21 protein-coding genes, 1 tRNA gene and 1 pseudogene are annotated in these 20257 nt (G+C 72.6%); 5 read left to right on the top strand and 18 right to left on the bottom strand.

Features of this window, described 5'->3' with window-relative positions; translation table 11 throughout:
- Positions 1-279: 279 nt before the first annotated feature.
- On the top strand, positions 280-2829 hold the full coding sequence (gene hrpB / locus DW297_RS02380; RefSeq protein WP_136028996.1) for an ATP-dependent helicase HrpB: 2550 nt from the start codon (positions 280-282) through the stop codon (positions 2827-2829).
- A gap of 15 nt (positions 2830-2844) precedes the next feature.
- Here the strand turns inward: hrpB and DW297_RS02375 are convergent, their stop codons facing one another.
- From DW297_RS02375 to DW297_RS02355, 6 genes and pseudogenes are all read right to left on the bottom strand, one after another.
- On the bottom strand, positions 2845-3579 hold the full coding sequence (locus DW297_RS02375; protein WP_136028994.1) for an ABC transporter permease: 735 nt from the start codon (positions 3577-3579) through the stop codon (positions 2845-2847).
- The gene (locus DW297_RS19360; protein WP_342589019.1) at positions 3576-3929 is read right to left on the bottom strand and encodes an AAA family ATPase; all 354 of its coding nucleotides are present in this window, start codon (positions 3927-3929) and stop codon (positions 3576-3578) included. The genes DW297_RS02375 and DW297_RS19360 overlap by 4 nt, the downstream gene beginning before the upstream one ends.
- Before the next feature lie 12 nt (positions 3930-3941).
- Positions 3942-4355 (bottom strand): annotated as a pseudogene (locus tag DW297_RS19355) (ATP-binding cassette domain-containing protein); the annotation flags it as partial.
- A gap of 57 nt (positions 4356-4412) precedes the next feature.
- Complete coding sequence (locus tag DW297_RS02365) at positions 4413-5009, bottom strand: TetR/AcrR family transcriptional regulator (RefSeq protein WP_136028991.1); 597 nt, start codon at positions 5007-5009, stop codon at positions 4413-4415.
- 49 nt (positions 5010-5058) lie between these two features.
- Positions 5059-5814: an AAA family ATPase gene (locus DW297_RS02360; RefSeq protein WP_136028989.1), complete on the bottom strand. Its 756-nt coding sequence runs from the start codon at positions 5812-5814 to the stop codon at positions 5059-5061.
- A 108-nt stretch (positions 5815-5922) separates the two neighbouring features.
- Positions 5923-7419 carry an L-serine ammonia-lyase, iron-sulfur-dependent, subunit alpha gene (locus DW297_RS02355; protein WP_136028987.1) on the bottom strand — a complete coding sequence of 499 codons (1497 nt, stop codon included), beginning with the start codon at positions 7417-7419 and terminating at the stop codon, positions 5923-5925.
- 148 nt (positions 7420-7567) lie between these two features.
- Here DW297_RS02355 and DW297_RS02350 point away from each other — a divergent pair, with 148 nt between their 5' ends.
- The gene (locus tag DW297_RS02350; protein ID WP_136028985.1) at positions 7568-7927 is read left to right on the top strand and encodes a hypothetical protein; all 360 of its coding nucleotides are present in this window, start codon (positions 7568-7570) and stop codon (positions 7925-7927) included.
- Positions 7928-7990: 63 nt separating this feature from the next.
- On the opposite strand, the gene DW297_RS02345 is transcribed toward DW297_RS02350, so the two are convergent.
- Positions 7991-9721, bottom strand: coding sequence for an L-aspartate oxidase (locus tag DW297_RS02345; protein WP_136028983.1), 1731 nt, complete (start codon positions 9719-9721; stop codon positions 7991-7993).
- Between the two features lie 71 nt (positions 9722-9792).
- Between DW297_RS02345 and DW297_RS02340 the strand changes: the two genes are divergently transcribed.
- Positions 9793-10737 (top strand): LysR family transcriptional regulator, encoded by a 945-nt coding sequence (locus DW297_RS02340; RefSeq protein ID WP_372490570.1) that lies wholly within the window; start codon positions 9793-9795, stop codon positions 10735-10737.
- A 71-nt stretch (positions 10738-10808) separates the two neighbouring features.
- On the opposite strand, the gene DW297_RS02335 is transcribed toward DW297_RS02340, so the two are convergent.
- Together DW297_RS02335 and DW297_RS02330 are read right to left on the bottom strand one after the other, a co-directional pair.
- A tRNA-Arg gene (locus tag DW297_RS02335) sits at positions 10809-10881 on the bottom strand.
- A 64-nt stretch (positions 10882-10945) separates the two neighbouring features.
- Positions 10946-11530 carry an asparagine synthase gene (locus DW297_RS02330; protein ID WP_136028978.1) on the bottom strand — a complete coding sequence of 195 codons (585 nt, stop codon included), beginning with the start codon at positions 11528-11530 and terminating at the stop codon, positions 10946-10948.
- Between the two features lie 133 nt (positions 11531-11663).
- On the opposite strand from DW297_RS02330, the gene DW297_RS02325 reads away from it, so the two are divergent.
- The gene (locus DW297_RS02325) at positions 11664-12503 is read left to right on the top strand and encodes an SDR family NAD(P)-dependent oxidoreductase (protein WP_136028976.1); all 840 of its coding nucleotides are present in this window, start codon (positions 11664-11666) and stop codon (positions 12501-12503) included.
- A 13-nt stretch (positions 12504-12516) separates the two neighbouring features.
- Here DW297_RS02325 and DW297_RS02320 read toward each other — a convergent pair whose 3' ends face one another.
- The 9 genes from DW297_RS02320 to DW297_RS02280 all read right to left on the bottom strand — a co-directional run bounded on the left by DW297_RS02320 (position 12517) and on the right by DW297_RS02280 (position 19412).
- Positions 12517-13368, bottom strand: coding sequence for a hypothetical protein (locus tag DW297_RS02320; protein WP_240744493.1), 852 nt, complete (start codon positions 13366-13368; stop codon positions 12517-12519).
- An 8-nt stretch (positions 13369-13376) separates the two neighbouring features.
- A complete protein-coding gene (locus tag DW297_RS02315; RefSeq protein WP_136028972.1) occupies positions 13377-13622 on the bottom strand; it encodes a hypothetical protein in 246 nt (81 codons plus the stop codon).
- Positions 13623-13716: 94 nt separating this feature from the next.
- The gene (locus DW297_RS02310; protein WP_136028970.1) at positions 13717-14379 is read right to left on the bottom strand and encodes a GntR family transcriptional regulator; all 663 of its coding nucleotides are present in this window, start codon (positions 14377-14379) and stop codon (positions 13717-13719) included.
- 79 nt (positions 14380-14458) lie between these two features.
- Positions 14459-15100, bottom strand: a complete 642-nt coding sequence (locus DW297_RS02305) for an NADPH-dependent F420 reductase (protein WP_136028968.1) — start codon at positions 15098-15100, stop codon at positions 14459-14461.
- Positions 15101-15158: 58 nt separating this feature from the next.
- Complete coding sequence (gene sufU / locus DW297_RS02300; protein WP_136028966.1) at positions 15159-15593, bottom strand: Fe-S cluster assembly sulfur transfer protein SufU; 435 nt, start codon at positions 15591-15593, stop codon at positions 15159-15161.
- The gene (locus tag DW297_RS02295) at positions 15590-16897 is read right to left on the bottom strand and encodes an aminotransferase class V-fold PLP-dependent enzyme (protein WP_136028964.1); all 1308 of its coding nucleotides are present in this window, start codon (positions 16895-16897) and stop codon (positions 15590-15592) included. The genes sufU and DW297_RS02295 overlap by 4 nt, the downstream gene beginning before the upstream one ends.
- 48 nt (positions 16898-16945) lie before the next feature.
- Entirely contained in the window at positions 16946-17749 is an 804-nt protein-coding gene (locus tag DW297_RS02290) for a DUF1206 domain-containing protein (RefSeq protein WP_136028962.1), read from the bottom strand.
- 67 nt (positions 17750-17816) lie between these two features.
- A complete protein-coding gene (locus tag DW297_RS02285) occupies positions 17817-18452 on the bottom strand; it encodes a GyrI-like domain-containing protein (RefSeq protein ID WP_136028959.1) in 636 nt (211 codons plus the stop codon).
- Between the two features lie 96 nt (positions 18453-18548).
- Positions 18549-19412, bottom strand: a complete 864-nt coding sequence (locus DW297_RS02280; RefSeq protein WP_136028957.1) for an AraC family transcriptional regulator — start codon at positions 19410-19412, stop codon at positions 18549-18551.
- A gap of 183 nt (positions 19413-19595) precedes the next feature.
- Here DW297_RS02280 and DW297_RS02275 point away from each other — a divergent pair, with 183 nt between their 5' ends.
- Positions 19596-20108 carry a hypothetical protein gene (locus DW297_RS02275; RefSeq protein WP_136028955.1) on the top strand — a complete coding sequence of 171 codons (513 nt, stop codon included), beginning with the start codon at positions 19596-19598 and terminating at the stop codon, positions 20106-20108.
- The last annotated feature ends 149 nt before the right edge of the window (positions 20109-20257 follow it).

Below are 20257 nucleotides of genomic sequence, written 5' to 3'. Positions count from 1 at the left end.
GTGGACCATGCCCCCGACCGCGCCCCCGGCAGCCGCCACGGAGTGAGCGCGACAGGACAGTGGCGTGAGCGCGACAGCCACCGCGGAGTGAGCGCGATTGCCACCGCGGAGTAGGCGCGACAAGACAGCGGATGCCGCGGCCCACCGGGTCGCGGCATCCGCTGTCTGCGTCCGGCGACGTACACGACTCCTCGATTCCTGAGTCTCGGGTGGGCTGAGGGCCCGATCGGAGGCCGGCGGCGCAGGAGGGGACACGTCGTGAACCGGCAGACTGGGGCGATGACGTCCGCCGCCTTCGACCTCGCCGCGATCGGCGCTGGGCTCTCGTTCGCGGCCGCCCTCCCCGACGTCGCTGCGGCTCTCGACGCCGACAGGGCGGTCGTGGTGAGCGCTCCGCCCGGCACCGGCAAGACCACACTCGTCCCGCCCCTGCTCGCCTCTCGCGTTCCCGGCCGCGTCATCGTGACACAACCCCGCCGCGTGGCGGCACGCGCAGCGGCCCGACGACTCGCGCAGCTCGACGGCTCCACCCTGGGCGAGCGCGTGGGATTCACCGTGCGCGGCGAGCGCTCCGTCGGACCGTCGACCCGGGTCGAGTTCGTCACGGCCGGGGTGCTGCTGCGGCGGCTTCTCGACGACCCGGGCCTGGACGGCGTTGACGCCGTGATCATCGACGAGGTGCACGAGCGAGCTCTCGAGACCGACCTGCTGATCGGGCTGCTGTCGGAGGTGCGGCAGCTGCGCGACGACCTGACGCTCGTCGCGATGTCCGCGACCCTCGACGCCGCCCGCATCGCCGGCGTCATCGGCACAGACGAGCGTCCGGCTGCCGTCGTCGAGCACGCGGTGCCCGCCTTTCCGCTCACCGAGCGGTGGGCGCCGAGCCCCGGCCCGCGGCTCGACGAGCGCGGGGTGACGTGGGGGTTCCTGGATCACGTCGCCCGCACCACCGTCTCCGCCGCGCGCGACCTGACCCGCGACGATTCGACCGCCGACGTGCTGGTCTTCGCACCGGGAGCTCGCGAGGTGGCGGAGATCGCCCGCCGCGTCCGGGACGCCGACGGGTCGTACGACGTGCGCGAGCTGCACGGTCAGCTCCCCGCCGCCGCGCAGGACGCCGTGATCCGCGGGAGGCGCGCCTCCGACCCGCCGCGCATCATCGTCACGACGTCGCTCGCCGAATCGTCGCTCACCGTGCCGGGGGAGCGCCTGGTGGTGGACAGCTGCCTGGCGCGGCAGCCGCAGCGCGACGCCGCCCGCGGGATGACGGGACTCGTCACGACCGCCGCACCCCGCTCCTCGTGCGTGCAGCGCGCCGGCCGCGCCACGCGTCAGGGACCGGGCATCGTGGTGCGCTGCGTCGACGAACGCACCTACGCCGCGGCACCCGCCCGCCCCGCCCCCGAGATCGCGGTGGCCGATCTGACGGATGCCGCACTGCTGCTCGCGTGCTGGGGTGCGCCCGGCGGCGCGGGACTGCGCCTGATCGACCCACCGCCGGCCGACAGCCTGGCGGACGCCCTGACGGTGCTGGGCGCACTCGGCGCGATCGACGACGAAGGACGCGCCACCGTCGAGGGCCGTGACCTGGCGCGGATCCCGACCGACCCGCGGCTCGCCCGCGCGCTCCGCGACGGCAGTCCGCTCGTGGGTGCGGCGCTGGCGGCCGATGTCGTCGCCCTGCTGAGCGGCGACGTGCGCATCGCCGATGCCGACGCGGCGCAGGCGCTCGTCGCTCTCCGCAGCGGACGCACTCCCGACGCCCGGTGGCGCACCGACGCGGATCGCCTCCGACGACTGGTCCCCGCGACGCCGGGCGTCCGCTCCGGTCTCGACGGCACGGGTCTCGTGATCGCCCTCGCCTTCCCCGAGCGGATCGCGCAGCGGGTCGAGCGCACGGCGGACGGGGCGACGTTCCTGCTCGCGTCCGGCACCAGGGCGGGGATGCGCGGACCGCTCGCGGCGTCGGAGTGGATCGCGGTCGCCGACGTCACGCGCGCCGCGGGGCGTGCGGCGGCAGGGTCGGGAGCGATCATCCGTGCCGCCGCGGCGCTGTCCGAGGCGCAGATGGAGCGGGCCGCACAGCACCTGATGACCGACCGGGTCGAGGCCGCGTTCACGAACGGACGCGTGCAGGCCAGGCGCGAGCGCCGCATCGGCGCGATCCTGCGAGCTTCGGTGCCGGTGCGTGCCTCCGCCGACGAGGGCAGAGATGCCGTTCGCCGGGCGCTGCAACGCGACGGGCTCGGCGTGTTCGCGTGGTCGGAGGCGGCCGACACCCTGCGTCGTCGTCTGTCGCTGGTGCGGCGCGAGCTCGGCGACCCGTGGCCCGACGTGTCGGATGCCGGCCTGCTCGCGACCCTCGACGCGTGGCTCGGGCCCGAGCTCGACGCCCTCGCCGCCGGCACACCCGCGGCACGGATCGACCTGGCCTCGCCGTTGCGCCGGCTGCTCCCCTGGCCCGAGGCGTCGCGCCTCGATGCCCTCGTCCCCGAGCGACTCGAGGTGCCCAGCGGCTCGCGCGTGCGGATCGGCTATCCCGACGCGGACGACGCGTCCGCGCGCCCCGTCGTGGCTGTGAAGCTGCAAGAGTGCTTCGGCTGGGCCGAGACTCCCCGACTCGTCGACGACCGCGTGCCCGTGCTGTTCCACCTGCTGTCCCCCGCCGGGCGTCCGCTCGCAGTCACCGACGATCTCGCGTCGTTCTGGTCGGGGCCGTACGCGCAGGTGCGCGCCGAGATGCGCGGACGCTACCCCAAGCACCCCTGGCCGGAGGACCCGTGGTCGGCCGCCCCCACCCGCCATACGAAGAACCGCACGCCGCGCTGAGCGGAGGCCGCCTGGTCAGGCCGTGCGACGCCGCAGCGTGAGCGACGCGAGCACGAGCGCTCCGACGCAGAACGCGACCACCACGAGCAGCGGGCGGTACACGTCCCACCCGCCGTCGCCCGCGGCGACCGCGTTGATCGTGTCGATCGCGTAGCTGAGCGGCAGCCAGTCCGAGATCGTGTGCAGAACGTCGGGCATCTGGTCGCGCGGCATGAACAGCCCGCCGAGGATGATCTGCGGGAACACCAGCACCGGCATGAACTGCACCGCCTGGAACTCCGTCTGCGCGAACGCGCTCGCGAGCAGCCCGAGCGCGGTGCCGAGCAGGGCGTCGACCACCGCGACCAGGCCCAGCTGCCACAGCTCGCCCTCCACGTCGAGCCCGCACACCCCCACCGCGAACGACACCGTGATCACCGCCTGCAGCAGTGCCATGAGCCCGAAGGCCAGGGCATACCCGAGGATGAAGTCGGCCTTGCCGAGCGGGGTGGTCATGAGCCGTTCGAGGGTGCCGGAGCGGCGCTCGCGCAGCGTGGTGATCGAGGTGATGAGGAACATCACGATGAACGGGAACAGTGCCAGGATCGCCCCGCCGAACTGGTCGAACACGCCCTCCTGCTCCGCGAACAGCCAGGCGAACAGTCCGACCAGCAGGCTGGGGGCGACGAGCATCAGCGCGATCGAGCGGGGGTCGTGCCGCAGCTGCGTCAGCACGCGGGCCGCCGTCGCGAACATGCGGCGGCCGTTCATTCCCCCTGCTCCTCTCCGTGCTCCCGGGCACCGCGTCGGGATCGGCGCGTGATGTGCTCTGCCGCACGGTCCCGTTCGATCAGCGTGAGGAAGGCCGCCTCCGGATCCGCGGCGCCCGTGTCGGCCAGCAGCGACGCGGGCGTCGTGTCGGCGATGATCCGCCCGTCGCGCATCAGCAGCAGCCGATCGCAGCGCAGCGCCTCGTCCATCACGTGGCTGGAGACGATCAGGGTCACGCCGCGGTCGGCCAGGCCGCGGAACAGGGTCCACAACTCGGCGCGCAGCACGGGGTCGAGGCCGACGGTCGGCTCGTCCAGCACGATCAGCTCCGGCGCGCCGACGAGGGCCATCGCGAGGGAGACCCGCGTGGACTGCCCGCCGCTGAGCGACTCGACCAGCTGGCCGGCCTGGCCCCGCAACCCGACCTCGTCGATCACGCGCTCCACATCGCCCCGGGGAGCCCCGAGCAGCGCGGCGACGTAGACGAGGTTCTGCCGCACCGTGAGGTCGCCGTACACCGCCGCGCCCTGGGTGCCGTAGGCCACCCGGTTCCGGAGCTGTCGCGATCCGCCGGGCTCGCCCAGCACGGTCACGTCGCCCGACTCGACGCGCTAGACCCCCACGATCGAGCGCATGAGGGTGGTCTTGCCGCAGCCGGAGGGACCCAGCAGCCCGGTGACCTGTCCGCGCGGGATGGTGAGGTCGACGCCGTCGAACACCCGCACCTTTCCCCGTCGCACCCGGAGCTGCGCGATCGCGACCGCCGCGTTATTCATCATGCGATGAATTATGCGCCCGTCGTGCCCCCACGGTCAACGGCAGGAGCCGCGGTCTCAGTCGAACAGGTACCGCTGCACCGTGGGACCGACGCGGTGCACGAGGTCGCCGATGTCCGCCGCCGCGAGGGGCCCGAGCGCCAGGACGTAGCGCGTCACGATCAGTCCCGCGATCTGCGAGGCCACCAGCGTCGCGCGCAGCTCCGCATCGGGAACGGCCAGCAGCTTCGCGATGCGCCCGATCAGCTCGCGCGCCAGGAAGCCCGCGAGCAGCGGCGAGGTGACGCGGCTGCCGAGCGCCGTGCGGATCAGCATGACCCCGCGGCGCCGCACCTCGGGGCGCTCGAACGCCTCCAGCACGTAGCGCACCAGCCGCTCGCCCACCTCGTCGCGCGGCCCCGCGACGATGCCGGGCACGTCGATGTCGGGTCGCAGCGGGATCCCGACCGCCTCCGCGAAGAGGTCGGCCTTGGTGCCGAAGTAGTGGTGCACGAGTGCCGAGTCCACCCCGGCGCGCCCCGCGATCGAGCGGACCGTCGAGCCGTCGTACCCCTGCTCGCCGAACTCGTCGACCGCGGCCGCCAGGATGCGCTCGCGCGAGTCCGTCCCCCCGCGCGGGCGACCGCGTCGGCGGGGTGCGGTGTGCTCGGTCATGCCCGCCAGCCTACGACCCGCACGACGGCGGCCTCCCGCCGGACGCGGCTCAGTCCAGCAGGTGTCGCAGGTACCGGCCGGGCTCGCCGAGGAACGAGCGCCAGTGCCGCACGAGCTCCAGGTCTTCCCAGGCCGCCGGGCGCAGACCCCACTCCCCCACCTCCAGGATCGTCGCTCCCGGAAGCGCGGCGAGGACCGGGGAGTGCGTCGCGCACAGCACCTGGCCTCCCTCGTCGGCGATGCGCCGCAGCACGGCCATCAGCGACAGCGTCGACGTGAACGACAGCGCGGCCTCCGGCTCGTCGAGGCAGTAGAACCCGGGATCGTCGAACCGGCTCTCGAGCACGGCCAGGAACGACTCGCCGTGACTCATCTCGTGGAACGACACCTCGGCGCCGCTCGTCGACGGGTTCTCCTCCAGGTAGGTGTAGAAGGAGTGCATCGTCTCGGCGCGGAGGAAGAAGCCCCAGCGATCGGCGCCGATACCGCGCTGCAGCCGCAACCAGCTCGACAGCTCGGACTCGGTCGCCCTGGTGCGGTGTCGCGCCTGCCGCGAGCCGCCCTCGGGCGACAGGCCGTACGCGATCGCGATGCCCTCCACCAGGGTGGACTTGCCGCTGCCGTTCTCACCGACGAGGAAGGTCACACCGGGGTCGAGGTCGATGCCCTCCCGCAGCACTTGCGCCACCGCGGGAATGCTCGTGGGCCAGCGGCCATCGATGGGCGGGGCATCCGAGGACGCCCGGACCGAGACGACCGGCTGCTGCCTTCGCCGTGTGGACGTCGGCTCCCAGAACGAGTCCATCCGCACCCTCCCGCTCTCCGGCCCCGCCACGAGGGTATCCGCCGGGTCCGACAGGCCGCGCGTCGACGTCCGCTCCGAGGCTATCGACCGGCTCCGACACCCGCTCGCTCAGCACTCGATGACGTTGACCGCGAGACCGCCCTCGCTCGTCTCCTTGTACTTGGTCGACATGTCCGCTCCCGTCTGCCGCATGGTCTCGACCACGGCATCCAGCGACACGTAGTGGCTGCCGTCACCGCGCAGGGCGAGGCGGGCCGCGGTCACCGCGGTCGAGGCGGCGATCGCGTTCCGTTCGATGCACGGGATCTGCACCAGCCCGCCGATCGGGTCGCACGTGAGGCCGAGGTGGTGCTCCATGGCGATCTCGGCCGCGTTCTCGATCTGCCGGTTCGTGCCGCCCATCACGGCCGTGAGCCCGCCGGCGGCCATCGCGCACGCGGAGCCGACCTCGGCCTGGCACCCGCCCTCCGCGCCGGAGATGGAGGCATTGGCCTTGAACAGCGAGCCGAGCGCGGTCGCGGTGAGCAGGAAGCGACGGATGCCGCGGCGGCGGTTGGCCTCGGCGACCGCCGGGTCTTCGCGTTCCTCGGCCGTGGTGACCGGCGGCGGCGTGCCCTCGAAGCCCAGCAGCGCGCTGCCGACGAGCTCGCCGTACGGGGTGACGGCGTTGCCGGCGCCGAGACCGGAGTCCGCCAGGAACCGCCACCAGTACATCGCCACGGCCGGAAGGATCCCCGCGGCGCCGTTCGTCGGTGCCGTCACGACGCGGCCGCCCGCCGCGTTCTCCTCGTTCACCGCGAGCGCGAACGCCCCGAGCCACTCGCCCGGGAGCTCGCGGTGCCCCTCGGCCTCGACCGCCTCGAGCTGGCCGCGGATCGTGCCCGCCCGTCGCTTGACCTTGAGGATCCCCGGCAGCACACCGTCGGCGTGCAGCCCCGCATCGACGCACCCCGACATCGCATCCCAGATGGCGTCGAGCCCGGCCGCCACCTCCGCTTCGCTGCGCAGCGCCATCTCGTTGCGGCGCGCGACCTCCGCGATCGACAGGCCCTCCTCGTCGCACAGCGCCAGGAGCGACGCGGCATCGGCGTACGGGTAGGGGAACGCGCCCGTCGAGATCTTCGCCGCTTCGCCGTCGCGCCGGATGAACCCGCCGCCGATGGAGTAGTAGGTGTCCTCGGCCACCACGGCGCCGTCCGCGGCGGTGGCGGTCAGGGTCATGGCGTTGGGGTGACCGGGCAGACGCGTGCGCGGCGCGAACACGATGTCGTCCTTCGCGAACGCCACGTCGTGGACCCCGCCGAGGCGCAGGGCGGCGCCGTCGGGGAACTCCTGCCACGCGGCCCGCACGGCGGCCGGGTCGCACGTCTCGGGGCGGAGGCCGCGGAGCCCGGCGACCACCGCGTCGGGGGTGCCGTGGCCGATGCCGGTCGCGCCGAGGGAGCCGTACAGCGTGCAGCCGACGCGGGTGACGCGGCCCAGCTCGCCCGACGCCGTGACCCGCTGCGCGAAGTCGACGGCCGCGCGCATGGGGCCGACGGTGTGCGAGCTCGACGGCCCCACTCCGATGGAGAACAGGTCGAAGGCCGAGACGTACGCAGTCACCCCTCCAGGCTACGCCGGGTTCCGGCATCTCGGTTCATCGTGGTTAACCCGAGCGCGTCGGGGACCCGGCCGCCCGCCCGTCAAGCCCCTTCAGCTCGGCCGCTCGGCGGGGCACGCTGGAGGCACGACAGCGCAGGAAGGGACGATCATGACCACCAGCACTCCCGAACCCGAAGCCCCCGAGCCGGAGTCCACGGACGAGCTCTCGGCCGAGGCGCAGACGCCCACCCCGACCCCGGCGTCGGAGGGCCAGACCACGCACGCCCCCACCGCCGACGCGGACGAGGGCGAGGCGAGCACTCCGCCGGAGGCCGAGTCGCCGGAGGACGCCGACCCGTCCGAGGTGCCGAGCACGGAGGAGCTCGAAGAGCCGAGCACCGAGAAGGCACCGGGCCAGGAGCCGAAGGCACCGGAGCGGAAGGGCGACCCCGAACCCGACCACGAGGCGGTCGGCATCGGCGTGATCGGACAGCCCCAGGTCGGCGAGAACGACCCCGCGGGGCAGTGACGCCCCCGTCGCTCCTCCCTGGATCGCTCTGACGAACGACGGGAGGAGCGACGGGACGGCGGGTTACTCCACGAGCTTCCCGGCGGTGTCCACGTCGCGCATCAGCTCGGCGATCTCGGCGGGGACGGGCGGGATCTCCTCGCGGGTGACGCCGGTCGCGGGCGACCACACCAGGTTGACCTGCAGCGTCGGATCGGTGTCGGGGTAGTCGCTGCGGTTGTGGCAGCCACGCGTCTCGCGCCGTTCCCGCGCCGCCTCCAGCGTGGCACGGGCGGCGAGCGCGGAGGCCTTCAGGTCGAACGCGTGGGCGAGGTCCTGGAACCCGGCGATGTCCGGGTGGATGCCGATGTCCTCCATGCGCCCCTCGATCAGGTCGAGGTCGGCGAGCCCGGCCCGCAGCCCCTCCTCCGAGCGCACCACGCCGGCGTATTCGGTCATGAGGTTGCGGATCGCGCGCTGCAGGGCGCGCACGTTCTCGCGCCCTTCGGCCGCGAGCAGGTCGTCGATCTCGGCGCGGGCCGCCGCGACCGCCCCCGCCGACCGCCGCTGGGCGTCGAGCCCCGCGGCGTGCGCCATCGCCGCCTGACCGACGATCCGCCCGTACACGAGCAGCTCGATCAGCGAGTTGCCGCCCAGCCGGTTCGCACCGTGCAGCCCGCTCGACGCCTCGCCGATCGCGTAGAGGCCCTCGACATCGGTGCCGTGGTCCTCGGACCGCACCCAGACGCCGCCCATCGAATAGTGCGCGGTGGGGGCGATCTCGATCGGGTCGGTCGTGATGTCGAGCATCTGCAGCTCCATCATCGTCTGGTAGACGCGCGGCAGCCGGGTCATGATCGTCTCGCGCGGCAGGTGCGACACGTCGAGCCACACGCCGCCGCTCTCGGTGCCGCGCCCCTCCTGGATCTCGGTGTACGCGGCGAGCGCGACGCGGTCGCGCGTGGAGAGCTCCTTCCGCTCGGGGTCGTAGCGCTCCATGAATCGCTCGCCGAGCGCGTTGCGCAGGATGCCGCCCTCGCCGCGCGCCGCCTCGGAGATGAGCGTCCCTGCCGCGTTCTCCGGCTCGATGATGCCGGAGGGGTGGAACTGCACGAGCTCGGGATCGCGCAGTCGCGCGCCCGCGTCGACGGCGAGCCGGAAGGAGTCGCCCGTGTTCTCGTCGCGTCGGGAGGAGGTGCGCCGCCAGATGCGGTTGTGACCTCCGGCCGCGAGGATCACGGCGTCGGCGTGGATGAGATAGCGGGTGCCGTCGGCCTGGTCGAAGCCGTACGCGCCGAACACGACGTTGTCGCGCACGAGCAGGCGGGTGATGTAGACGTTGTCGAGGATCGGGACGTCGAGCTGCTCGGCCCTGCGGACCAGGGTGCGCTGGATCTCGAGCCCCGTGTAGTCGCCCGAGAACGCGGTGCGACGGTAGGTGTGCGCGCCGAAGAACCGCTGGGAGATGCGACCGTCGTCCTCGCGGGCGAATTCCATGCCCCAGCGCTCGAGGTCGCGGATGCCGCGCTCGGCGCCGCGCGTGACCACCTCGACGGTGTGCGGGTTGGCCAGGAGGTAGCTCTCCTTGATGGTGTCGGCGGCGTGCTGCTGCCAGCTGTCGTCGGCGTCCATCGTGCCGAGGGCCGCGTTGATGCCGCCCGCCGCGAGGGAGGTGTGGGCGTCCTGACGGGGGCGTTTGCCCACGGCGAGCACGTCGACGCCGTGTTCGGCGACCTCGATCGCCGCCCGCAGGCCGGAGCCGCCGGTGCCGATCACGAGGACCGTGGTGGAGATCTGTCGTTCGGGTGCAGTCATGGTCTCGACGCTAGTTAGGACAACCTAATAACTCCAATGCATAGTTCGAGTGGAAACCATACGGGTAGGCTATGGCCATGAACCTCGAGCAACTCCGCGGGTTCGTCGAAGTCGCCCGCCTCGGACACTTCACCCGCGCCTCCGAGCACCTGCACCTGGCCCAGCCCTCGCTGAGCCGACAGATCTCCACGCTCGAACGCGAGCTCGGCGCCGAGCTGTTCCACCGCGCCCGTGGCCACATCGCGCTGACGGCGGCCGGGGAGACACTGCTCCCCCGCGCCCAGCGCATGCTCGCCGAAGCCGACGCCATCCGCGACGAGATGGGCGAACTCGCGGGGCTCCGGCGCGGCCGTGTGCGGCTCGGGGCACCGCCCACGCTGTGCATCAGCCTCGTCGCCGAAGCCCTCAGCTCGTTCCACGACTCCTACCCCGAGGTCGACCTGCACCTGATCGAGGGCGGCTCCCGCCTCCTGGTCGAGCAGCTCGCGGTCGGCGCCGTCGACATGGCCCTCATCACCCAGTCCGACGGTCCGCCGCCGGCCGGGGTCAGCCTCACCCGCACGCCGTTGCTCGCGGAGGAACTGGTCGTGGTCTCCTCGGCCGCCCGCCCGCCGGTCGCCCGCACCCCCGCGATCCCGCTCAGCCACCTGGCGACCCTGCCGCTCATCGCCTTCGACGAGAGCTACGAGCTGCGGGCCACGACCGATGCCGCCTTCCGCGCCGCCGACCTCACCCCGAACCTGGTGCTGGAGGGCGGCGAGATGGACTCCGTGCTGCGCTTCGTCGAACGAGGGCTCGGCGTCGCCGTGGTGCCCGCTATGGTCCTGTTCGACCGGCCGACGTTGCGGTCCGTGCGGCTCGCCCACCCCGCCATGACCCGCACCGTCAGCCTGGCCCACCGGTCCGACGTCAGCCCCGCCGTCGCGGTCGCCGCCATGCGGCAGGTCATCCTGACCACGGCGTCCGACGTCGCCCGCCGCGACCCCGCGATCACGAGCCTGCTCGACACGGACTGAGACATCCGCCCGGGATGCAGAAACGGCCCCCGCCGAAGCGGAGGCCGTATCGTCACTGTCTCAACACAGTGTGCGCCCGAAGGGACTCGAACCCCTAACCTTCTGATCCGTAGTCAGATGCTCTATCCATTGAGCTACGGGCGCCCAGCCCGCTCAGCGGGCCGTAGAACAGCCTACAACAGTCGCGAGACGAAAGCGAAACGAGGGGTCAGTCGCCCTTCGCTGCCGCCTTCTCCTGCTTCTTGCGGCGCTTCTCCTTCGCCCGCTGCGCCGACGACAGCGCCTGCAGGTCCACCAGGCGCAGCGCCTGCATCCTGGCCTCGCGCATCCGCGCGTAGTCGGGGTCCTGCTCCGGTCGCATGCCCTCCACGCGCAGCCGCCGGTCGAGGTTGTGGCGGACGTCGGCCCATGCCGCGGCCCTCGCCTCCTCGACGATCGCCTCGAGCTGCTGCCGGTCGTCCATCATCTCCCGCAGCCGCTGGGCCACCCCGGTCGACTGCTTCGCGCGGCGACGGAGGTTGCGCACATCGCGGTCGCGGTAGTCGTGCGTGCCGACCGGATCGGAGTGCCGCCCCCTGGCCCGCTTGCGCAGCGCCGTGACGGTGGCCGCCGCCTCCTCCGACTCCTCGGCCATCGCGCGCAGGGCCTCGCGCGCGTCGTCGACGTAGCGGTCGAGATCGAACACGCCGCCCTCTGCGATGGTGCCGATGAGGATGTGGTTCTTCACGGCGAGGCGCGCGGCGGCCGTCGCGATCGCGACGCCTTCGGCGATGGCATCCGCAGTCCGTCCCACCGGCACCTCCTCTCCACGAGCGTACCGGTATCGATGCGGCCCGGTCTCGGCCAGAATGGTTCGGCATCCAGCATCTCGCAGGCGTCCGACATCGGTCGGCGACCGCCCGGATCGCACGCGCAGGGAGGCGGCGATGAAGCATCTCGACCTGGTCGGCAGCACCACCGTCATCACGGGCGCCGCGAACGGCATGGGGGCCGAGATCGCGAGGCTGCTCGCTCCCCGCGGCGTGCACCTGGCCCTCCTCGACCACGACCGTGCCGCGCTCGACGCCCTCGCGACCGAGCTGGCCGGCACCACCGTCACGACGCACGTGGTCGACCTCCGCGACGACGACGCGGTCTTCGCGACCGCCGCGCAGATCGCCGCCGTGCATCCGCGGATCACCGCCCTGATCACGTGCGCCGGCTCGTCCATGCTCGGCGACCTCGACCAGCTGACCATGGAGGAGATGCGCTGGCTGACCGACGTGAACCTCTGGGGCACGGTGTCGATCACCAAGGCCCTGCTGCCGTCGCTCCGTGCCGCGCCGGCCGCCCACATCACGCACCTGGCGAGCGTGTACGCCCTGGCCGCTCCCGCCGGCCGCATCCCGTACGCGCTGAGCAAGTTCGCCGTCCGCGGCTTCTCCGAGGCGCTGCGCCACGAGCTCGAGGGGACGACTGTCTCGGTCGGCGCGGTCTACCCGGCGGGCGTGCGCACCGGCATCATCCTGCACGGGCGGTACGCGGCCGCGATCGACCCCGCGGTCGCCGCCCGCGCCGCCGCCGCGCAGGCCGCGATGTACCACACCGACCCCGCCGACGCGGCCGCCCGCATCGTCCGCGCCACCGAACGCCGGGCCGCCCGCACGATGGTGGGACGGGAGGCGCGACTGATCGACGCGCTCGTGCGGCTCGCCCCGACCGCCTACTGGCGGGCCATGCGCCGGCCGCTGCGTGCCGCGATCGACACCAGGACCCCGGTCGACTGAGCGGCGCCGAACCTCAGCGCACCGCGCCCACCCAGATGCCCGACGCCCAGGCCTGCTGCTCGCCGTTGCAGCCCACCGATCCGGGGAAGCCGCGCACCACGGCCATGCAGTTGGCGAGGAACTCCGGGTCGTTGCCGAACAGCGCCCCGTAAGAGCCCGACGAGGTGAGGGCGCCCCACACGCGGAACTGGTAGATGTGCGCCAGCTCGTGCGCCATCGCCCAGTTCAGGCGGCCGGTGCTCCAGCCCGCGATGTCGGCGCGGTACTTGATGTACCCGTTGCTGTTCGCGCACGCGGGGGCGTTGCCGCCGGCGCACGACGACGACTCGTACAGCCCCACGCCGCCACCGCCCACGCGGTCGAGGGCGGCGCGCACGCGCGCGTAGCCGTCCGGCCCGCTCGTGCTCCAGGCGGGGCCGCCCGGGCCCGGGTTCTGCGCGGCCTGCCACGACGCGACCTCGGTGCCGATCTTGGCCGTGATCGCATGGATCGTGGCCGTGGCCGCGACCACCGTGGCGGGGTCGTCGTCTTCGGCGAGCACGGTCTGCTGCACCGACAGCGCCGAAGCGCGATGCGTGGCCGTGTCGACCTTGCCGTCGGCGCCCTGCAGGGCGGTGTTCAACGCCGCGAGCTCGGTGAGGAACGCCGGGCGCACCTCCAGCACCGCTGCCCGATCGGACGTCGTCTGCTCGGCGCCTTCGATCGAGGCGGCCAGATAGTCGGTGCGCTGGGTGGCATCGCGGTACTGCCCGGTGAGGGCGCGCAGCTCGGCGATCGCGTCGAGCCGCTCGTGCTCCAGTGCGTCGGCGCGGGCGAGCACGCCGACGGCGAGCAGCACGGCGGCAGACAGGGTGACCGCGAGCACGCGCCGGATCACTTCAGGAACCCCGTGGTGTCGGCGATCTTCGCATCCTGCTCCGCGATCTGGGCGCGCAGGGCCGTGAGCTGCGCGGCCAGCTCCAGGTTGTCTCCGCGCGACGCCTCCAGCGCATCCTCGACGCGCGCGATCTCCGCCTTCACCGCGGCGACGGAGGCGGCGCGCTCCTGATCGGCGACGACCACGAGCGCGGCACCGCCCAGCAGCAGCAGGCCCCCGATGACGACAGCAAGACGGCGCATCCCGCTCCCCAGACAGCGACAGTGACCGGACCGGTTCCGACCGCACCAATATACAGCCGCGGTCCCGCGCTTCGTGGGCCGGTCGCGCGACGGATCAGAGTGCGACGTCGGCGCGGAACAGCCGCCGCTCGGCGGCCGCCTGCCCGCTGGCCAGGTGCGCGGGCAGAAGCGTGCGCAGCCGTTCGACGTCGCGCGCGGCGACGGCTTCCAGGATCACCCGGTGCTCCTCGGCCATCGCGACCAGGTCGTCGTGCTGCCCGAACAGCCAGCGCAGCCGGGTGAGGAACACCGCGATGAGCTCGCCGAGCATCTCGTTCCCGGCCAGGTCCACCGCGACCTCGTGGAACTCGGCGGCCGTGCGGCGCGCGGTCTCCGCGTCACCGTCTCGGGCCGCCGCCGCCTCCCGCTCATACGTGTGACGCAGCCGGGCGAGGCCGACCTCGTCGTGACGCTCCGCCGCGAACACGAAGATGAGGGTCTCGATGGCCTCTCGCACCTCGGCGAACGCGCGGATGTCGTCGTGCGTGAACTCCCGCACCACCGCCCACGAACGCGGTCGAGCGGTCACGACGCCCTCCGCGACCAGGGTACGGATGGCCTCGCGGACGGGAAGCCGCGAGACGTGCAGCTCGGCCGCGATGTCGCGTTCCACGAGCCGGGCGCCGGGGGGTCGCCGGCCCAGCACGATGTCGTCGCGCAGGATCCTCGTGACCCTGACCGACTCGAGCTCGCCGCCCGCCCCCATAGCCCCCGCCATCCGGGCATTGTCCCACCCCGGCCGGGGTTCCTCAACTTTTGGTATCCCAGCCGGGGTGGACGGGCTCGCCCGCGGCGACTCAGGGCAGGCGGTTCGCCTTCGCCAGGTTCGCCGTCAGCTCCTCGGCGTTCTGGCGCGTGACGTACGCGGGACGGTCGCGCTCGACCCGCCACGACTCGCTCAGCGGGCCGATGTTCACGGTGTCGAAGCCCGCCTGGTCGTAGAACCGGGTCACGAACGCCACCGCCTCGGCGTCGTCACCCGCGGTCGCCAGCGCGCGACGGTCCGGGGTGCCGGCCGGGGTGCCGCCGGTCGTGATGTCGCTCGCGTAGATGTGGTTGAACGCCTTGGCGATCTTCGAGGTCGGCAGCTGCTGCTGCAGCAGCTCGGACGTGGTCGTCTCGCCCCGGTCGAGAGCCTCGATGTGACCGTCACGCTCGAAGTAGTAGTTGTTGGTGTCGAGCACGATCTTGCCCGCCAGCTGCTCGGTCGGCAGCTGGTCGATCGCGTGCAGCGGCACGGTCACCACCGCCACGTCGGCGGCCGCCGCCGCCTCCTCCGCGGTCGCCGCCCGCGCCTTCGGCCCCAGCTCCGCGACGAGGTCGGCCAGCGTCTCCGGGCCGCGCGAGTTCGCGATCACCACGTCGTAGCCGTTCGCCACCGCGACGCGCGCGACCTGGCTGCCGATGTTGCCTGCACCGATGATTCCGAGAGTAGTCATGTTCGGCCCAACGCCGAGCGGGCGACTCTATTCCCGTGAATCGGTCATCGGGGACGGCTCACAGGCGCGTCAGTGCGTCCTCGGTCGCCACCCACGCGAGCATCGCGCACTTCACGCGCGCGACGTACTTCGAGACCCCGCCGAGCGCGGCCGCGTCGCCGAGCAGCTCCTCGTCGGGTGCGATCGTGCCGCGCGAGCGCATGGCGTCGCGGAACGCCGCGATGCGCACCTCGAGCTCCGGCACGCTGAGCCCCTCGGCGAGCTCGGCCAGCAGCGACGCGGACGCCTGCGAGATCGCGCAGCCGTGCCCCTCCCACGCGATGGCATCGATCGTCCCGTCGTCGCCCCGGTGCACCTGCAGGGTGATCTCGTCACCGCACGTCGGGTTGAGCTGGTGCGACTGCGCCGGGATCTCGTCGCGCAGCCCGTAGCCGTGCGGCGTGCGCGAGTGGTCGAGGATCAGTTCCTGGTACAGGCTCTGCAGGTCGCTCATGCGCCCCTCCGGAAGAAGTCGATCGCCCCGGCGACACCCGCGATCACGGCGTTGACCTCGGCCTCGGTCGTGTACAGGTACGTGCTGGCCCTGGTCGACGACGTGACCCCGAGCCGCCGGTGCAGCGGCTGCGCGCAGTGGTGCCCGACACGCACCGCGATGCCCAGGTCGTCGAGGAACTGTCCGACGTCGTGCGCGTGGATGCCCGCCACGTCGAAGCTCGCGAGTCCCACGCGCGGCAGATCGATGCCGGCTCCGAGCACGCGCACGCCGTCGATCGCGCGGAGCCCGTCCACCAGGCGCCGGCCGAAGGCGGCCTCGTGCGCGGCGATGCGCGACATGCCCACCTCGTCCAGGTAGCCGACCGCCGCGGCGAGCGCGATCGCCTGCGACACCCGCTGCGTGCCCGCCTCGAAGCGCTGCGGCGGCGGCAGGTACTCGGCCTCGGTCGTGGTGACGGTCGTGATCATCGAGCCGCCCGTGAGGAACGGGGGCATCGCGGCCAGCACCTCGCGCCGGCCGTACAGCGCACCGATGCCCGTCGGCCCCAGCATCTTGTGGCCGGAGAGCACCGCGAAGTCCACGCCCAGCGCCCGCACGTCGAGCGGCAGGTGCGGGGCGGACTGGCACGCGTCGAGCAGCGTCAGGGCACCGACCCCGCGGGCGAGCGCGACCAGCTCGTCGACCGGGTTGATCACGCCGAGCACGTTGGACACGTGCGTGAAGGCGATCAGTTTCGTGCGGTCGGTGACGAGCTCGGCGGCCACGTCGAGCCGGAGGGCGCCGTCGTCGTCGAGCGGGATCACCCGCAGCGTGGCGCCCGTGCGCGCCGCGAGCTCCTGCCACGGGATGAGGTTGGCGTGGTGCTCCATCTCGGTGGTGACGATCTCGTCTCCCTCGCGGAGGCGCAGGCGCTCCGCGGCCGTGCCGCCGCGCCCGAGCGAGGCGTTCGAGAGGGAGTAGGCGACGAGGTTGATCGCCTCGGTCGCGTTCGAGGTCCACACGATCTCGTCGTCGTCGGCACCGACGAAGCGGGCGACGGCGGCCCGCGCATCCTCGAACAGCTCGGTCGCCTCGGCCGCCAGCGTGTGCGCACCCCGGTGCACCGCGGCGTTCATCGTGGTCGCGTAGTCGCGCTCGGCGTCGAGCACGGCGTCCGGTCGCTGCGACGTCGCGCCGGAGTCGAGGTACACCAGCGGATGGCCGTTCACCTGCGCGCGCAGGATCGGGAAGTCCCCGCGGATCCGCTGCACCTCGGTCTCGGTCAGCGGTGCGATCACGTCGACTCCGGGAGAAGCGCTCATCGTTCCAGTCTCCCATCTTCCGGACGCGGCCGGCGCGGGGGTCTGGGGCTACGACATGCGCGCGAGCCGGGCCCTGGCCATGCAGAACACGCCGTACAGAGCGAACCCCACCCCGACCGCGCCGAGCACCAGCCCGCCCAGCGGCAGCGCGAGCAGACTGTGCAGCGCCGCATCCAGTCCCGCCGCCTTCTCCGGGTCCTGGGTGACCGCGGCGACCACGAAAAGCACCCCCGTCACGGCGACCGCGACGCCCTTGCCGAGGTAGCCCGCCACCCCGAGCACCACGATGCCCGCGCGCCCCGCGCCGGTCGGCAGCTCGATCAGCTTCTCGAACGACCGCGTGATGCCGCTGCCGATGAAGCCGAGGCCCACGCCGACCACCGACAGGCCGAGGATCACCAGCAGCGCCACGCCCCCGGGCGCCGACAGCACGATCTCGCTGAGCGTGCGCGACGCGTCCTCCGACTCGGCACGACCGCCCACCGCGTAGATGATCGCGAGGACCGCGACCACGAGATAGGAGCCCGAGATCCCGGCGAGCTTGATACGACGGCCCCACTTCTTCGTCTCCGCGGGGTCGGCGGCGAGGAAGGCGCTGGCGATCTGCCAGGCGGCGAGCGCGATGAGCCCCACCGCGATCGACAGCAGCAGCAACCCGCCGATGGGGTTGTCGCGGATGCGCTCCATCGCCCCGTCCTGGTCGGCGTCGCCCGAACCGCCCACCGCGATGCTGAGGGCGATCGCGCCGATCACGACGTGGATGAGCCCCAGCACGACGAAGCCGACACGGGCGGTCCTCCGGAACGCGGTCGAGTCCTTCGCCGCGCGCGCCGCATGCTTCACGCTGCTCATGGGGGAAGCGTATCGCTCGGCATCCGAGCCGAAGAGGGGGTTGCTTTCGTCCGCGCCCGCGGTGAACTCACTCGACCCGCGCGACCGGCTGCCGCAGAATCGTGCGGAGTTTCGCGGGGTCGGTGCGGCGGATGTCGCTCAGGTACACCTCGTGGTGCCGACCGGTCATGCGCAGTCCGTGCTCCGGGATGAAGCGGTGGTGCAGCTCATCGAGCACCGGGGCCTCGTCGTCGAAGGGGCCGACGTGGAGCGTCTGCACGCACAGCCCCTCGTGCAGGGTCTCCAGCCGCACGGAGCGCAGGGCCGGCAGGGGCTCGCGCTTCTTCGCGCTCTTCGCCTCGACGGTGTCGACCGCGCGCGCGAAGAGGTCGGGGGTCACGTGGTCACCCACCAGGAGAAGTAGCGTCCACTCCCACTGCGACTTGTCCCGGCGCGACGTGAACGACTCCATGTCGGCCGCGTGCCACAGCCCCTCGAGCGGCATCACGACGGTGTCGATGCCGAGCTCTTCACGGCTCGCGAACTTGAGCGTGTACGCCAGGGGGAACAGCGCCGCCACGGCCTGCGCATACACGGGCGAGGTGTTGGGGTCTCCCGCGCCGTCGATCATGAGGTACCGCAGCGGCGGCACCTCGAGCACGCGGAACTCTCCGCGTCGTGCGCGGTAGGAGTCGAGGGTCTTCTTGGGGTCGATGGCCGCCATCGCCTGCCTCTCTGGGTGGGACTGCCCGGTGCGGCACAGTGTGCCAGGGGCCTCCGACACCGGGGCGGGACGGCTCGGCCGCCCCGCCCCGGTGACTCACTCCGCTTCCACGGGCAGCCACAGCTCGCACGAGGCCGTGTCCCCACGGAACTCGCGGTACCGCACCATCGACGGACCGGGGCGCAGTCGCCACGGGTTCGACGGGAACCACTCGGTCGCGGTGGCCGCCCACAGGTCCTGCAGGGTCTGCGGGAAGGGGCCGTCGGCGGCGAACACGGCCCACGTGCCCGGTTCGAGCCGCAGCACGTCGAGATCCTCCGGCACCGGGGTCGACTCGTTCAGCGCGACGCCGTGCAGGTACGTGAGCGGTGTGCCCTCGGGCGCGTCCGGCTCCACGTCGGCTGTCACGGCGAGGATGCCCGACGGCTCCGCGTCGTTCAGACGCTTGAGCCGCGCGTGCTCCTCCGCCGGGATGGCCGCGATGTGCTGCTGGATGTGCGGGTTCTCGCCGCGGTGGATCAGCGGGACCTGCGTGGCATGACCGACCAGCTGGAGGGCGGGTCGGGGGGTGATGGTGACGTCCATCGGGGTGCTCCCTTCGACGCTCAGGCGGAACCGGAGCGTGGGTTGTATACGGAGAGGACCCCCGTCACGGCGCGCCTCGGCCGGACCGATGCCGTGCACGGCGCGGAACGCCCTGCCGAACGCCTCGACCGAGCCGTAGCCGTGCCGCACGGCCACGTCGAGCAGGCTCGGCGCACCGCCGACCAGTTCCGCGGCCGCGATCGTCATCCGCCGACGGCGCACGTACTCCGACACAGGCATGCCCGCGAGGGCGGAGAACATCCGCCGCAGGTGGTACTCGGTCGTGCCGTGCGCACGCGCGACGGCCGCGACGTCGAGCTCCTCGTCCGGCGCGGCTTCGACGCGGTCGATCAGGGCGTTGAGGGTGCCGATCATGGGTTCCTCCTTTCCCCACCAGCGTGTCCGTCCATCGGGGTGCGGCACCCGATCATTCTGGTCCGTTCCGGTCGTGTGCCGCCGCTCCCCCGCAGCGTTCACACCCCGTTTGACTGCACTGTGAACACGCATCCCGTATCGTCGGAGTTTCTGGGGGAGCACGGGGAGCGAGTCGGCATGCAGGTGAGAGACCTCCTTTTCGGCGTCCCCTCCGGCCTCCCGCCCCTCGCAAACACCGAGGATCCGTTCGCCGACGCCCTGGCTCTCGTGGACGCTCAGGTCACGCGCGTGATCGTCGACATCCCGGCCGGTGTGGTCGGGGTGCTGCTGGAACTGCGCCAGTCGACCCGGCTCCGCGGCACGACGGCCCTGCTGCGGGTGACCGGGGCGGTGCGCCAGGAGTGGACGGGCTCCGCGTCGGCCAACCGCTTCACGGCGTGGTCGATCACGGACGCTGCGGTCGACCGCGACCTCACCGCGATCCGCATCGCCCTGCACTGCCTGCCGGCGGGGTCGCTGCACCTGACGGGGACCGCGGCGGACTTCGTGCTGCTCTCCGCGCGACCCGATCGCACGCCGCCCTCCTCGACCGATCCCGCCGCCCTGCTCCGGTTCGGCGTGGTCGACGAGTCCACCGTGTGCGACCCGCTCGGCGCCGCGCACCTGCGCTCCTCGGCACCGTTCCCGCGCCACTGAGCGGCGACCGCACGGGCGGACCGCAGGCGACTCGCGCTGAGCGATCGCTCGAGATCGAGCGCCGTACCGTGATCGCGGTTCGAGGGGGAAGAACTGGCGGAGACGAGGGGATTTGAACCCCTGGTCCCCGTAAGGGGACTCCACCTCAC

This window comes from Microbacterium sp. PF5 (genome assembly GCF_004794315.1).
Lineage (GTDB): Bacteria > Actinomycetota > Actinomycetes > Actinomycetales > Microbacteriaceae > Microbacterium > Microbacterium sufflavum.
The sequence above is the reverse complement of the archived record's forward strand: the minus strand, read 5'-3'. Positions and strand labels throughout refer to the sequence as shown.

Excerpts from the sequence above, each read along its gene's own strand:
- hrpB (WP_136028996.1), top strand. The coding sequence starts at position 280 with ATGACGTCCGCCGCCTTCGACCTCGCCGCGATCGGCGCTGGGCTCTCG.
- DW297_RS02375 (WP_136028994.1), bottom strand. The coding sequence starts at position 3,579 with ATGAACGGCCGCCGCATGTTCGCGACGGCGGCCCGCGTGCTGACGCAG.
- DW297_RS19360 (WP_342589019.1), bottom strand. The coding sequence starts at position 3,929 with ATGGCCCTCGTCGGCGCGCCGGAGCTGATCGTGCTGGACGAGCCGACC.
- DW297_RS02365 (WP_136028991.1), bottom strand. The coding sequence starts at position 5,009 with ATGACCGAGCACACCGCACCCCGCCGACGCGGTCGCCCGCGCGGGGGG.
- DW297_RS02360 (WP_136028989.1), bottom strand. The coding sequence starts at position 5,814 with ATGGACTCGTTCTGGGAGCCGACGTCCACACGGCGAAGGCAGCAGCCG.
- DW297_RS02350 (WP_136028985.1), top strand. The coding sequence starts at position 7,568 with ATGACCACCAGCACTCCCGAACCCGAAGCCCCCGAGCCGGAGTCCACG.
- DW297_RS02345 (WP_136028983.1), bottom strand. The coding sequence starts at position 9,721 with ATGACTGCACCCGAACGACAGATCTCCACCACGGTCCTCGTGATCGGC.
- DW297_RS02340 (WP_372490570.1), top strand. The coding sequence starts at position 9,793 with ATGGCCATGAACCTCGAGCAACTCCGCGGGTTCGTCGAAGTCGCCCGC.
- DW297_RS02325 (WP_136028976.1), top strand. The coding sequence starts at position 11,664 with ATGAAGCATCTCGACCTGGTCGGCAGCACCACCGTCATCACGGGCGCC.
- DW297_RS02315 (WP_136028972.1), bottom strand. The coding sequence starts at position 13,622 with ATGCGCCGTCTTGCTGTCGTCATCGGGGGCCTGCTGCTGCTGGGCGGT.
- DW297_RS02310 (WP_136028970.1), bottom strand. The coding sequence starts at position 14,379 with ATGGCGGGGGCTATGGGGGCGGGCGGCGAGCTCGAGTCGGTCAGGGTC.
- DW297_RS02305 (WP_136028968.1), bottom strand. The coding sequence starts at position 15,100 with ATGACTACTCTCGGAATCATCGGTGCAGGCAACATCGGCAGCCAGGTC.
- sufU (WP_136028966.1), bottom strand. The coding sequence starts at position 15,593 with ATGAGCGACCTGCAGAGCCTGTACCAGGAACTGATCCTCGACCACTCG.
- DW297_RS02295 (WP_136028964.1), bottom strand. The coding sequence starts at position 16,897 with ATGAGCGCTTCTCCCGGAGTCGACGTGATCGCACCGCTGACCGAGACC.
- DW297_RS02290 (WP_136028962.1), bottom strand. The coding sequence starts at position 17,749 with ATGAGCAGCGTGAAGCATGCGGCGCGCGCGGCGAAGGACTCGACCGCG.
- DW297_RS02285 (WP_136028959.1), bottom strand. The coding sequence starts at position 18,452 with ATGGCGGCCATCGACCCCAAGAAGACCCTCGACTCCTACCGCGCACGA.
- DW297_RS02280 (WP_136028957.1), bottom strand. The coding sequence starts at position 19,412 with ATGATCGGCACCCTCAACGCCCTGATCGACCGCGTCGAAGCCGCGCCG.